Below are 12,574 nucleotides of genomic sequence, written 5' to 3'. Positions count from 1 at the left end.
CTTTTCGTTCAATTGTTGAAATATTCGATTCCGATGGAGATTCATCCACGCATGGCGTGGATCTACCAGATCGCGGAGATCTGTCAGAGGTGGGGCGGTGTCGGAGTGCGGGGTGTCCGCGGCATGCGTGGATGCTTTTCGTTCAATTGTTGAGATATTCGATTCCGATGGAGATTCATCCACGCATGGCGTGGATCTACCAGATCGCGGAGATCTGTCAGAGGTGGGGCGATGTCGGAGTGCGGGGTGTCCGCGGCATGGATGCCGCGGCCAAGCCTACAGGGACGTACTTGCGGCGTCCCCGCACTCCGACACCGCCCCACCATCCCACGGAATACCGCTTCGGCCGTTGCTTCGGCTGGTGCCGTTGCCTGTAGCAGGTGCAGGGCCGCAGGCCCTGCCGACCAACCCTATTCTTCGACCGGAAAATCCTCGATCGGCTTCAGCACATCGTAGTGCTCGCGATGCAGCTTGCCCTTCAGCTTCGGCAGCTCCGGCAACGGTGCATCGACCCGCGTGTCCGGCAGCCGGTCCAGCAGGTTGCGGGCCAGGGTCAGGCGACCCAGCCGCTGGTCGTTGAAATCCACCAGCGTCCACGGCGCACCGTCGCGATGGGTCGCGCGCAGCATCGCCTCGCGCGCTTCGGTGTACGCGCTGTACTTGCTGCGTGACTTCAGGTCCACCGGTGACAGCTTCCAGCCCTTCAGCGGATCGACATGGCGTTCGGCAAAGCGCTTTTCCTGCTGCTCCTGGTCCACGCACAACCAGTACTTGAACAGCAGGATGCCGTCATCCACCAGCAGCTGTTCGAACACCGGCGCCTGGCGCAGGAACTGCTGGTATTCGGTCTCGCTGCAGTAGCCCATCACCCGTTCAACGCCGGCGCGGTTGTACCAGCTGCGGTCCATCAGCACGATCTCGCCGGCGGCCGGAAGATGCGAGGCGTAGCGCTGGAAGTACCACTGCGTGGCTTCGCGGTCGGTGGGTTTGGGTAGCGCCACCACCCTGCATTGGCGTGGGTTGAGGTGCTCGCTGATGGTCTGGATCGCGCCACCCTTGCCGGCGGTATCGCGTCCTTCGAACAGCACCAGCAGGCGTTGCCCGCTGTGCTGCACCCAGCGTGCCATCGCCGCCAGTTCCAGCTGCAGCGGCTGCAGCAGTTCGTCGTATTCCTTGCGCTTGAGCTTGGCCATCGTCATACCACGCGGGAAGGAAGCCCGAGCGTAGCGCAGGGCGAGGTCAGCGCGTGTCGAGGCCCTGCCAGCCCTGTTCGCGGGCCAGCTGCTGCAGCAGTGCGGACAGATCACGCGCGAAAGCTGCCATGTCGAACAGGCCACTGCGCTCGCGTGCCTGCGCCAGTTCGGCGCGCACCGCGGCCAAGGCGGTCGGATCGTTGCCGAGTGCGCTGGCAGTGGCGACGAACGCCGCGTCGTCGGCGACGTTCATGTGCTCCAGACCCAGCTGATGGTTCAGGCTGCCGGCCACGCGCGCGGCGAAGGTGGCGCCGGGGCAGGTCAGTACCGGGCAGCCGGCCCACAGTGCATCCGACGCGGTGGTGTGCGCGTTGTACGGGTTCGTATCCAGGAACAGGTCGGCCAACTGATAGCGGGCCAGATACTGCGGATGCGGCAGCTTGGCCATGAACACCAGACGCGCCGGATCGAGTCCTTCTGCCTGCGCGGCGGCACGCAGCCGCGCATCGGCCTGGCCGGGGCCGGACAACAGCCACAGCACGCTGCCGGGTACGGCCTGCAGCACCGCGAACGCGCGGCCCATGCTGCGCGGGTTGAGCTTGTAACTGTTGTTGAAGCAGCAGAATACCGTGCCCTGCGCAGGCAGCCCGCAGGCCGCGCGGTCCGGTGCCGGCTCCAGCACGCGGGTGTTGTCCGACGGCTGGAACGCACGCGGCAGGCGCAGCACACGTTCGCTGTAGTGCGCTTCCAGCGAGGGCGGCAGCGCGAAGCTGTCACCGATCACGGCCTCCAGCCACGGCGCACCGGAGGTGCCGGGGTAGGCCAGCCAGTTGAGCTGCAGCGGGGCAGGGCGCATCGCCAGTACTTCCGGTGTGCCACCGCCGCCCCAGCCGCGCAGGTCGAACAGCAGGTCGATGCCCTGTGCACGGATGCGCGCGGCGGTATCGGCATGGCGCAATCCCGCCACGTCATGCAGCCGGGTGGCGGTCTGCAGGCGTTGGCGGATGCGGCTGCCATCGTCGGCGTTGAGCGCGAACAGATGCAGCTGCAGGGCCGGGTCCTGGCCCATGTGTTCCAGCAGCGCCACCGTCAGCAATCCGGTGGGATGAGCGCCGAACCCGTTGGACAGGAAGCCCACGCGCAGTGGACCTCGTTCGCGCAGCTTCACCGGCGACAGTGGCCGCACCGCAGCAGCGACAGCGGCCGCGCGCGCACGCGCACAAGCAAGCTGTTCGGCTGCGCCGGCGTCTTCGCTGAGGAACGCGAAGGGCTCAACCACGCCCTGGCCAGATGCAAGCGCGCCACGCACCTGGGTGGCCAGCGCATCCACGTCCTGCCAATCGCACAGGCGACGCTGCCAGGCGAGGCGCTGTGCGGCGATGTACGGCTCTTCGGGCATCAGTGCATGCGCGCGGCGATAGGCTGCCGATGCACCTTCCGCATCGTTGGCATCTTCCAGCGCGTGCCCCAGCCACAACGCGATGCCCGGGTGCTCCGGCGCCAGCGCGGAGGCCTGGCCCAGCAGCGTGGCGGCATCGGCATGCGCTGCTGCCATCCACGCTACCCGGCCCAGCCGGGCCAGTGCTTCAGGATGATTGGGCCGCAGTTGCAGCGCGCGTCGCGCGGCCTGCTCGCCGGCCGCAATGTCGCCGGCTTCCAGTTCCAGGTCGGCCAGCATCACCCAGGCAACGAAGTCGCCGGGCTGGCGCGTGATCGCCTGCTGCAGTTGCTGCCGCTGCTGCCAGGCCGACATGCGGGTCAGCCGGCCGAAAGCTGGGCCAGGGCGTCGACCTGGTGCTCGTGGCTCAATCGCTGCAGCAGCGGGTCCAGGTCGCCGGCCAACACGTTGGGCAGGTCGTACAGGGTCAGCCCTTCCACGCGGTGGTCGGTGATGCGGCCCTGCGGGAAGTTGTAGGTGCGGATGCGCTGGCTGCGGTCGCCGCTGCCGACCTGCAGGCGCCGTGATTCGGCCTGCGCCGCGTCATGGCGCTGGCGCTCGGCATCGAGCAGCTGTGCCTTCAGGCGTTTCATTGCCTTGTCCCGGTTGGCGTGCTGGCTGCGCTCGGTCTGGCATTCCACCACCACGCCGCTGGGAACGTGGGTGATGCGGATCGCCGATTCGGTCTTGTTGACGTGCTGGCCGCCGGCGCCGGAAGAACGGTAGGTATCAATCCTCAGGTCAGCCGGGTTGATGACGATCTCATCGACTTCGTCGGCTTCCGGAATGATCGCCACGGTGGCCGCCGAGGTGTGGATGCGGCCCTGCGATTCGGTGGCCGGCACGCGCTGCACGCGGTGCGTGCCCGATTCGAACTTCAGGCGCGAGAACGCGCCACGGCCGACCACGCGTGCCACCACTTCCTTGTAGCCGCCATGTTCGCCGGGATTGTCCGATTCGATCTCGACCTTCCAGCCCTGTCGCTCGGCGTAGCGGGCGTACATGCGGAACAGGTCGCCAGCGAAGATCGCCGCCTCGTCGCCGCCGGTGCCGGCGCGCACTTCCAGGAACAGGTTGCCTTCATCGCGCGGGTCGCGCGGCACCAGCAGCAGCGCCAGTTCCTGCTCCAGTTCCTGCAGGCGGGCTTGCGCGGCGGCGATTTCCTCGTCGGCCAGCTCGCGCAGGTCCGGGTCCGCACGCATGCTTTCGGCCGCAGCCAGGTCGGCCTTGGCGCGTGCTTCATCGGCCAGTGCGGTGGCGATCGGTTCGAGCTGGGAAAATTCGCGCGACAGATCGCGGAAGCGCGCGTTGTTGGCGACCACCTCCGGTTCGGCGAGCAGACGTTCCAGTTCTTCGCGGCGCTCGGCCAGCGCTTCCAACTTACGGCGCAGGGTCGGCGTCATCGGTTCTCACAGGTGGGTGGCGGTAACCCGGCGTGGCCGGGAACAGGCGCTCGGCGGCGCGGGTCAGGTCGGCATCGCCGCTGAGCGCAGCCGCGCGCAGGGCGGCGGTCGGCGGGTGCAGCAGGCGGTTGGTCAAGCCGTGGGCAAGCAGTTCCAGCACTTCGTCGGCCGGCTTGCCGTTGGCCAGCTGCTGGCGCGCGCGTTCCAGCAGTTCGGCACGGGTGGCCTCGCCGAAGGCGCGCAGCTGCCGCAGCGGTGCCTGGTGGGCACTGGCCTGCAGGGTTTCGACGAAGCGCGAGACCTGCAGGTCGATGATCGTCTCCGCTTCGGCGGCGGCCTCGCGGCGGCTGCGGCGGTTGTCTTCCACCGCGCGCTCGAGATCGTCCACGGTGTACAGGAACGCATCGTTGAGACTGGCAACGTCGGCTTCAATGTCGCGCGGCACGGCCAGGTCGAACAGCAGCATGGGCTTGTGCCGGCGTGCGCGCAGGGCGTTGGCCACCGCGGCACGGTGGATCACCGGTTCGCGGGCAGCGGTGGCGGAGAACACCACGTCGGCCTCGGCCAGGTGGCGCTCCAGTTCGGTCAGCGGCAGCGCCACGCCGCCATGGCGGCTGGCCAGTTCCTGCGCATGGGCGAGGGTGCGGTTGGCGATCAGCAGCCGCCGCACCTTGCCTTCGCTGAGGTGGCGCGCGGCCAGTTCGATGGTCTCGCCCGCGCCGACCAGCAGCACGGTGGAATCATCCAGGCGGGCAAAGGCGTTCTGCGCCAGGCGCACCGCCGCCGAGGCCACCGATACCGGGTTGGCGCCGACCTGGGTATCGGTACGCGCGCGCTTGGCCACCGAGAACGTCTGCTGGAACAGCCGGTCCAGGCGCTGGCCGAGCAGGCCGTGGTCGCGCGCGGTCGACCACGCGTCCTTCACCTGGCCGAGGATCTGCGGCTCGCCCAGCACCATCGAATCCAGCCCCGTCGCCACCCGGAACAGGTGGCGCACGGCATCGGCGTCGGCGTGCTGGTACAGATAGCCCTGCAGGTCGCCGGCCTGGGCGTGCAGCCACTGGTCCAGTGCCTGCGCGGACTCGGCCACGGCATACAGCTCGGTGCGGTTGCAGGTGGACAGCAGTACCGCCTCGGCGATCTGCGGGGTATCGCGCAGCGAACCGAGCGCGCGCGGCAACGCGTCACCGGCGAAGGCTGCGCGTTCGCGCAGTTCCACCGGTGCGGTCTGGTGATTCAGTCCGAGCACCCACAGGGTCATTGTTCAGTTGCTTGCGATAAGCTGCTGGCCATTGGACGACATTTTAAGGCCCCGATGCCGACGATGCCCGCATTGATTCGCATCCCCAGTGTTCTGCTGCTGTCTCTGGCCTGTGCCCAGGCCCTGGCGGCGGTGCCCGCCAAGGCGCCCGCACGGCCCGCGGTGACTGAGGAACTGGCGCTGGAGCCGGTCCTGGCTGGTGAGTTCGCCCTGCAGGCGGGCAAGCTGGCCGAGGCCGCGCGCTGGTATCTGCAGGCCGCCCAGCAGACCGACGGCGACGCCGGCCTGGCCGAGCGGGCGACCCGCATCGCCATGCTGGCCAACGAGGATGATGCTGCGGCCAAGGGCCTGGCCCTGTGGCAGCAGCGTGCGCCACGCTCATTGGCGATGCGCAGCGCCGCCGGTGCGCTGGCGATGCGCCAGGGCGATGTGAAGACTGCGCGCGGCGAGCTTCAGGCCTTGTTGCAGGATCCGGGCGACGAGGGCTGGAAGTTCGCCCTGGGCGCCCTGATCGGCGGCGGCCGCGATCCGGCCGTGCCGGCCCAGGTGCTGGGCGAGCTGGTCGATGCGAACGCCATTCCCCAGAAGATCGAGGCCTGGCAGGAGTTTGGACGCCTGGCGTTGCGCATGGAAAAGCCCGAGCTGGCGCGGCGCATGATCGACGAGGTGGTCAAGCGCTTCCCCGAGGAGCCGCGCGTCGCTTTGCTGAGGGCCAGCCAGCTGCAGCAGGCCGGACAGACCGAGCAGGCGCTGTCGCTGCTGCGTGGGGTGGAACCGAAGACCCGCCAGGATCCGGAACTGCGCAATGCGGTGGCCATCGCCTATGACAGCCTCGGCCAGCCGGCAGCGGCCGAGCGCGTGCTGGCGGTCGGTCCGCAGAATGTGCAGACCTGGGGAATGCGCGCTTCGCTGCTGGCCAAGCAGGGCGACAAGGCCGCGCTGTCCAACCTGTACAACGAACTGTCGCGGCAGGCGGCCAAGCCGGACCCGGCGCAGCGCCTGTTGCTCGGCAAGATCGCCGAGTACCTCAAGCGCTACCCGGAGGCGGTCAACTGGTACCACAGCGTGCCCGGCGGCGATGAGCTGAATGAAGCGCGCCTGCGTGCGGCCAATGCGCAGGGGCTGGCAGGCCGGCAGTCGCTGGCGCTGGATGAAGTGCATGCGATCCAGTCCGATGCCGGCGTCGATGACGATGTGCGGCGCGACGCGTATCTGCTGGAAGCCGAGCTGCGCCAGCGCGCCGACGACCTTCCCGGCGAGATCGATGCACTGGCCCGTGGCCTGGCGGCGTATCCGGACGAGAACGGCCTGTTGTATGCCCGTGCGCTGGCCTGGGAGCGTCGCGATGACATCGCCCGCGCCGAGGCCGATCTGCGCAAGATCCTGGTGACCGAGCCGGAGAACGTGCCGGCACTGAACGCACTGGGCTACACCCTGGCCGACCGTACCGGCCGCTACCAGGAAGCGCTCGAACTGATCGACCGCGCGCGCGTGGCCGAGCCGGACAACGCGGCCATCGTCGACAGCTATGGCTGGGTGCTGTATCGGCTGGGACGCAACGCCGACGCGCTGGTGCAGCTGCGCCGCGCCTGGACGCTGGCCAAGGACCCGGAAATCGCCGCCCACGTGGGCGAGGTGCTGTGGGTCCTGGGCAAGCACGATGAAGCCCGTCACTTCTTCGAGGAAGCGGCCAGGCTCGACCCTGAAAACCGCGCGCTGCTGCGCGCCCGCGAGAAATTCAATCCATGAGTGTTTCCACGATCCGGCCGTTGTTGCTGGTGGCCGTGACCCTGGCCCTGAGTGCCTGTACCACCGTTGGCCGGCAGAAAACGCCGGCGCCGGCCGTGGTCACCACCGTTTCCGCCGAAGCGGCCGCCGCCGAGGCGGCGCGCGTGGATGCCGTGCGTTCGGCAGCGGACTGGAATTTCCAGGGCCGGGTGGCGGTCAGCAAGGGCAAGGACGGTGGCAGCGGCCGCATTGACTGGAAACAGGAAGGCCAGCGCTATGTCGTCGAACTGAGCGCCCCGGTGACCCGCCAGAGCTGGAAGTTGAGCGGTGATACCCACCATGAAGCCGGGCGCCTGGAAGGACTGGCCGGTGGTCCGCGCGAGGGTGAAGACGCACAGGCACTGCTGCTGGAGGCGACCGGCTGGGATATTCCGGTCAATCAGCTGCCGGACTGGGTACGCGGGCTGGTCGCCGGCGACAGCGCGGGGCCGGGAAAGATCGATCGTGATGCGGATGGCCGTCCGCGGCGCATGCAGCAGATGGGCTGGGTGATCCAGTATCTGGACTGGTACCCGGCCGAAGCCGGTCGGCCGGCCCTGCCGCGCAGGGTCGAAGCGGTCAATGGCGACGCCAAGGTGCGCCTGCTGGTTGACCAATGGGGCCAGGGCGCACCATGAACGCGCGGGGGGAAGACGCGGGCTGGTCCTGGTGGCCGGCCCCGGCCAAGCTGAACCTGTTCCTGCACATCACCGGCCGCCGTGCCGACGGCTACCACGAGCTGCAGACGGTGTTCCGCCTGCTCGACTGGGGCGATCGGATCGGCCTGCGCATGCGTGAAGACGGCCAGGTGCGACGGCAGGGCGAGGGCCTGGCCGGCGTCGCCGAGGCCGATGATCTGGCCGTTCGTGCAGCGCGGATGCTCAAAGAAGCGGCGAATGTCGATAAAGGTGTCGACATCATCGTCGAAAAGCACGTTCCTGCGGGCGGCGGTTTCGGCGGCGGTTCGTCCGACGCGGCCACCGTGCTGGTGGTGTTGAACCGCCTCTGGGGTGCGGGGCTGGACGAAAATGCGCTGGCCGCGCTGGGGCTGCGTCTCGGCGCCGACGTGCCGGTGTTCGTGCGTGGCCACAACGCCTGGGCCGAAGGGGTGGGCGAGCGGCTGCGGCCGATCACCCTGCCGCAGGCCTGGTATGTGGTGGTCGAACCGGGCGTTCATGTGCCCACCCCCCTCCTGTTCGCTGATCCGGATTTGACGCGCGACAGTCCACAGGCGAAAATAGAGGACTTCGCTTCCGGCTCGCTGGTCGGGAACGTGTTCGAACCGGTGCTGCGCCGCCGTGAGCCTGCCGTCGAGGCGGTGCTTGCTGCGTTGAGCGACATCGGCACGGCACGTCTGACCGGTTCGGGAAGTGGTTGTTTCGTCGAGTTCGATTCGCAGGCTGCCGCCGAGCAGGGACGAGCGAAGTTGTCGAAGGAGTTGCGGGCAAGGGTGGCTGCGGGCGTTGCACGTTCGCCACTGCTGGATGCACTCGAGCAACACTGATTCATCAATGCAGGGGCGTCGCCAAGAGGCCCAAGGCACCAGGTTTTGATCCTGGCATTCGGAGGTTCGAATCCTCCCGCCCCTGCCAATGCGGCTGCGTCCGCGCCTTCCAGCGCATCATCTGCGCGGGACGTGGGAACAGCCGCGGTGTTGTCAGCAGCAGGGGCCGACGTGGTCCTTGCCGCTACCGGATCCCCGCCACTCGTCCCCGCCCGAGACAATCATGATGCAAGAGTCCCCGAACCTGCTGGTCTTTTCCGGCAACGCCAACAAACGTCTGGCGCAGAACATCTGCAAGGAACTGGGAGTGCGCCCCGGCAAGGCGCTGGTCTCGCACTTTTCCGATGGCGAAGTGCAGGTGGAGATCGAAGAGAACGTCCGCAAGCAGGACGTGTTCGTGATCCAGCCGACCTCGGCGCCGAGCGCGGAAAACCTGATGGAACTGCTGGTGCTGATCGACGCGCTCAAGCGCGCATCGGTAGCCAGCGTGACCGCCGTGGTGCCGTACTTCGGCTACTCGCGCCAGGATCGCCGCATGCGTTCCTCGCGCGTGCCGATCACCGCCAAGCTGGCGGCGAAGATGTTCAGCACCGCCGGCGCCGATCGCGTGCTGACGGTCGACCTGCACGCCGACCAGATCCAGGGTTTCTTCGATATTCCGGTCGACAACGTGTATGCCTCTCCGCTGCTGCTGGCCGACATCTGGCGCGCCTACGGCACCGAGAACCTGATCGTGGTGTCGCCGGACGTGGGCGGCGTGGTCCGCGCCCGTGCGGTGGCCAAGCGCCTGGATGACGCCGACCTGGCGATCATCGACAAGCGCCGTCCGCGCGCCAACGTCTCCACCGTGATGAACATCATCGGTGACGTCGAAGGCAAGACCTGCGTGATGGTCGATGACATTGTCGATACCGCCGGAACCCTGTGCGCCGCTGCCGCTGCCCTGAAGGCGCGCGGTGCGCTCAAGGTCGCCGCCTACTGCACCCACGCGGTGCTGTCGGGCCCGGCGGTGGACAACATCACCAACTCCCAGCTCGATGAGCTGGTGGTGACCGACACCATCCCGCTGAAGGACGCCGCGCGGGTGTGCAGCAAGATCCGCCAGCTGAGCGTGGCGGAAATGCTGGCCGAAACGATGCGCCGCATCGCCTTCGGCGAGTCGGTCAGCTCGCTGTACGTCGATTGATTTTTTCGTCCCCGCCGGCAACGGCAGGGACACACTGGGCACTTCTGGTCGCGGAAGTGCCTTCAACCGCCAAGCCGCAAGGCAAGGCAACAACCGAGTAGTCGAAAATGTCGAAGACCCATGAAATCAAGGTCACCAAGCGTGAACTGCAGCGTAAGGGTGCGAGCCGCCGCCTGCGTACCGCTGGTGTGATCCCGGCGATCGTGTACGGCGGCAACGCCGAACCGGTCGCCATCAGCCTGGACCACAACGAAATCTGGCTGGCCCAGCAGAACGAGTGGTTCTATGCCTCGATCCTGGACCTGAACCTGGACGGCCAGGTGCAGAAGGTGCTGCTGCGTGACATGCAGCGCCATCCGTTCAAGCAGCTGATCATGCACCTGGACTTCCTGCGCGTGAACGAGAACGAGAAGCTGACCGCTTCGGTTCCGCTGCACTTCATCAACGAAGACACCTCGCCGGCTGGCAAGGCTGCCGACGTCGTGGTCGCCCACGAACTGAAGGAAGTGGCCATCAGCTGCCTGCCGAAGGACCTGCCGGAGTCGATCGAAGTCGACCTGGGCGAGCTGAAGGCTGGCGACGTTGTGTACCTGTCGGACATCAAGCTGCCGAAGGGCGTGGAAATCCCGGCGCTGGCGCTGGGCAAGGACCACGACGACGCGATCGTCACTGCCAAGCACGGCAAGCAGGATGCTGCCGACGCTGAAGAAGCAGCGGCCGAGTAATACCCCGCGGCGCCTGTCCTTCGGGGCAGGCGCCGTATCTGGATGGAACGATGGCAGGATTGCGACTGATCGTCGGTCTGGGCAACCCCGGATCGGAGCATGCCCGGACCCGGCACAATGCCGGGTTTCATTTCGTTGAGGCCCTGGCCGAAAAGGCCGGTGCACGCTGGAACGTGGACAGCAAGTTGTTTGGCGAGACCGCCAAGGTCGACATCGCCGGACAGACGTTGTGGCTGCTCAAGCCCGCCACCTTCATGAACCTCAGCGGCAAGTCGGTCACCGCCGCGCAGCGGTTCTGGAAGATCGAGCCGGAGGAAACCCTGCTGGCCCACGACGAACTGGACCTGGCGCCCGGCGTGGCGCGGCTGAAGTTCGACGGTGGCCACGGTGGACAGAACGGCCTGCGTGACACCATCCGGTTGCTCGGCCACGGCAAGTTCCATCGCCTCCGCGTGGGCATCGGCCATCCCGGCCACAAGGATCGCGTGGTGGGCTGGGTGCTGGGACGCCCCTCCAAGGACGATGAAGTACTGATCTCGCGCGCCATCGACGATGCGATCGACGTGCTGCCGTTGGCGGTGCAGGGCGATTTCAGCGAAGCGATGAAGCGGCTGCACACCCCGAAATAATTGTACCGGTAGGTACCGACCGTTGGTCGGTACGGAGAATGATTGGAAAAGCAGCGCCCACGCCGCTGTTTCCCCAATCACTTTCACCCCAGAGAGCTGTCACCCATGGGTATCAAATGCGGCATCGTCGGCCTGCCCAACGTCGGCAAGTCGACCCTGTTCAACGCGCTGACCAAGGCGGGCATCGCCGCGGCGAACTTCCCGTTCTGCACCATCGAACCGAACGTCGGCATCGTGCCGGTGCCGGATCCGCGCCTGAACGAACTGGCAGCGATCATCAACCCGCAGAAGGTCATCCCGACGGCGGTCGAGTTCGTCGACATCGCCGGCCTGGTGGCCGGTGCCGCCAGCGGCGAGGGCCTGGGCAACAAGTTCCTGGCCCACATCCGCGAAGTGGATGCGATCACCCACGTGGTGCGCTGCTTCGAGAACGCTGACGTCATCCACGTCAACAACAAGGTCGACCCGATCTCGGACATCGACACCATCGATACCGAACTGGCCCTGGCCGACCTGGACAGCGTCGAGAAGGCACTGAACCGCGCCGAGCGTGCGGCCAAGGGCGGCGACAAGGAAGCAGCGGCACGCAAGCCGGTGCTGGCCAAGCTGCAGGCCGCGCTGGCTGACGGCAAGGCCGGCCGTTCGGCGGGCCTGGACGAGGAAGAGAAGGCGCTGGTGCGCGATCTGTTCCTGCTGACCCTGAAGCCGGTGATGTACATCGCCAACGTGCTGGAAGACGGTTTCGAGAACAACCCGCACCTGGATGCGGTGCGCGCCCGTGCCGCCGAAGAAGGCGCACAGGTGGTGCCGGTGTCGGCAGCGATCGAAGAAGAGCTGTCGCAGCTGGACGACGAAGACCGCGATACGTTCCTGGCCGACCTCGGCCTGACCGAGCCGGGCCTGAACCGCGTGATCAACGCAGCCTACAGCCTGCTCGGCCTGCAGACCTACTTCACCGCAGGCGTGAAGGAAGTCCGTGCGTGGACCGTGCGCAAGGGCGCCACCGCGCCGCAGGCTGCCGCGGTCATCCACACCGACTTCGAGAAGGGCTTCATCCGCGCCGAAACCATCGCGTATGACGATTTCATCAAGTACAAGGGCGAAGCCGGCGCCAAGGAAGCGGGTCGCCTGCGCCTGGAAGGCAAGGAATATCGCGTGCAGGAAGGCGACATCCTGCATTTCCGCTTCAACGTCTGATCGACGACGCAGCGCAGTGATTGCCCACAGGACCCCGCAATGCGGGGTCTTGTTGTATCGGGCGCCTGTCAGCACGGGAACGCAGCGGTAGTGCCATTGCACGTCTGCGCTGCGCAAGCACCAGCCCGGTGTTGCGGGTGGCAGTGGACAGAAAATCACCACGCGTTGAAACGCCTGGCCTGCATGGCTCGCGGCGACTTGTCCACATCAAACCCCCACGGCTCTCCACGTCGCGTGTGGAAAACCGATGAGGCGCCTGGACAAAATATCG

At 67.1% G+C, this 12,574-nt stretch carries 11 protein-coding genes and 1 tRNA gene; 8 read left to right on the top strand and 4 right to left on the bottom strand.

Translation table 11 applies throughout. The annotated features are described in order from the left end of the window. Positions 1 to 410: 410 nt before the first annotated feature. Genes ppk2 through hemA form a run of 4 tightly spaced genes read right to left on the bottom strand, consistent with a single transcriptional unit; the run spans position 411 to position 5,295 of the window. On the bottom strand, positions 411 to 1,193 hold the full coding sequence (gene ppk2, locus ACFX4F_RS17885; protein WP_100465683.1) for a polyphosphate kinase 2: 783 nt from the start codon (positions 1,191 to 1,193) through the stop codon (positions 411 to 413). Positions 1,194 to 1,239: 46 nt separating this feature from the next. Next, a complete protein-coding gene (locus ACFX4F_RS17880) occupies positions 1,240 to 2,946 on the bottom strand; it encodes a tetratricopeptide repeat protein (RefSeq protein WP_380657560.1) in 1,707 nt (568 codons plus the stop codon). A 5-nt stretch (positions 2,947 to 2,951) separates the two neighbouring features. Continuing rightward, a complete protein-coding gene (prfA, locus tag ACFX4F_RS17875; protein ID WP_313446640.1) occupies positions 2,952 to 4,034 on the bottom strand; it encodes a peptide chain release factor 1 in 1,083 nt (360 codons plus the stop codon). Further along, on the bottom strand, positions 4,012 to 5,295 hold the full coding sequence (gene hemA / locus ACFX4F_RS17870; RefSeq protein ID WP_089238957.1) for a glutamyl-tRNA reductase: 1,284 nt from the start codon (positions 5,293 to 5,295) through the stop codon (positions 4,012 to 4,014). Before hemA ends, prfA begins: the two co-directional genes overlap by 23 nt. Positions 5,296 to 5,358: 63 nt before the next feature. Here hemA and ACFX4F_RS17865 point away from each other — a divergent pair, with 63 nt between their 5' ends. The 8 genes from ACFX4F_RS17865 to ychF all read left to right on the top strand — a co-directional run bounded on the left by ACFX4F_RS17865 (position 5,359) and on the right by ychF (position 12,303). Further along, entirely contained in the window at positions 5,359 to 7,044 is a 1,686-nt protein-coding gene (locus ACFX4F_RS17865) for a tetratricopeptide repeat protein (protein ID WP_380657557.1), read from the top strand. Beyond that, the gene (lolB, locus tag ACFX4F_RS17860) at positions 7,041 to 7,700 is read left to right on the top strand and encodes a lipoprotein insertase outer membrane protein LolB (RefSeq protein WP_099819126.1); all 660 of its coding nucleotides are present in this window, start codon (positions 7,041 to 7,043) and stop codon (positions 7,698 to 7,700) included. Before ACFX4F_RS17865 ends, lolB begins: the two co-directional genes overlap by 4 nt. Next, entirely contained in the window at positions 7,697 to 8,566 is an 870-nt protein-coding gene (gene ispE / locus ACFX4F_RS17855) for a 4-(cytidine 5'-diphospho)-2-C-methyl-D-erythritol kinase (RefSeq protein WP_380657555.1), read from the top strand. Before lolB ends, ispE begins: the two co-directional genes overlap by 4 nt. Positions 8,567 to 8,577: 11 nt before the next feature. Next, positions 8,578 to 8,654, top strand: a tRNA-Gln gene (locus ACFX4F_RS17850). A gap of 138 nt (positions 8,655 to 8,792) precedes the next feature. Further along, positions 8,793 to 9,752, top strand: coding sequence for a ribose-phosphate diphosphokinase (locus ACFX4F_RS17845; RefSeq protein ID WP_025879147.1), 960 nt, complete (start codon positions 8,793 to 8,795; stop codon positions 9,750 to 9,752). 107 nt (positions 9,753 to 9,859) lie between these two features. Then, positions 9,860 to 10,477 carry a 50S ribosomal protein L25/general stress protein Ctc gene (locus tag ACFX4F_RS17840; protein ID WP_089238965.1) on the top strand — a complete coding sequence of 206 codons (618 nt, stop codon included), beginning with the start codon at positions 9,860 to 9,862 and terminating at the stop codon, positions 10,475 to 10,477. Positions 10,478 to 10,527: 50 nt separating this feature from the next. Further along, on the top strand, positions 10,528 to 11,106 hold the full coding sequence (gene pth / locus ACFX4F_RS17835; protein ID WP_380657553.1) for an aminoacyl-tRNA hydrolase: 579 nt from the start codon (positions 10,528 to 10,530) through the stop codon (positions 11,104 to 11,106). A 105-nt stretch (positions 11,107 to 11,211) separates the two neighbouring features. Beyond that, positions 11,212 to 12,303 (top strand): redox-regulated ATPase YchF, encoded by a 1,092-nt coding sequence (gene ychF / locus ACFX4F_RS17830; protein WP_251472304.1) that lies wholly within the window; start codon positions 11,212 to 11,214, stop codon positions 12,301 to 12,303. Positions 12,304 to 12,574 lie beyond the last annotated feature (271 nt).

Origin of the sequence: Stenotrophomonas sp. YIM B13575, from assembly GCF_042787595.1 — a bacterium.
GTDB classification, from domain to species: domain Bacteria; phylum Pseudomonadota; class Gammaproteobacteria; order Xanthomonadales; family Xanthomonadaceae; genus Stenotrophomonas; species Stenotrophomonas lactitubi_B.
The sequence above is the reverse complement of the archived record's forward strand: the minus strand, read 5'-3'. Positions and strand labels throughout refer to the sequence as shown.

Coding starts and splice junctions, on each gene's coding strand:
- prfA (WP_313446640.1), bottom strand. CDS start 4,034: ATGACGCCGACCCTGCGCCGTAAGTTGGAAGCGCTGGCCGAGCGCCGC.
- ispE (WP_380657555.1), top strand. CDS start 7,697: ATGAACGCGCGGGGGGAAGACGCGGGCTGGTCCTGGTGGCCGGCCCCG.
- ACFX4F_RS17880 (WP_380657560.1), bottom strand. CDS start 2,946: ATGTCGGCCTGGCAGCAGCGGCAGCAACTGCAGCAGGCGATCACGCGC.
- ACFX4F_RS17865 (WP_380657557.1), top strand. CDS start 5,359: ATGCCCGCATTGATTCGCATCCCCAGTGTTCTGCTGCTGTCTCTGGCC.
- hemA (WP_089238957.1), bottom strand. CDS start 5,295: ATGACCCTGTGGGTGCTCGGACTGAATCACCAGACCGCACCGGTGGAA.
- pth (WP_380657553.1), top strand. CDS start 10,528: ATGGCAGGATTGCGACTGATCGTCGGTCTGGGCAACCCCGGATCGGAG.
- lolB (WP_099819126.1), top strand. CDS start 7,041: ATGAGTGTTTCCACGATCCGGCCGTTGTTGCTGGTGGCCGTGACCCTG.
- ppk2 (WP_100465683.1), bottom strand. CDS start 1,193: ATGGCCAAGCTCAAGCGCAAGGAATACGACGAACTGCTGCAGCCGCTG.
- ACFX4F_RS17840 (WP_089238965.1), top strand. CDS start 9,860: ATGTCGAAGACCCATGAAATCAAGGTCACCAAGCGTGAACTGCAGCGT.
- ACFX4F_RS17845 (WP_025879147.1), top strand. CDS start 8,793: ATGCAAGAGTCCCCGAACCTGCTGGTCTTTTCCGGCAACGCCAACAAA.
- ychF (WP_251472304.1), top strand. CDS start 11,212: ATGGGTATCAAATGCGGCATCGTCGGCCTGCCCAACGTCGGCAAGTCG.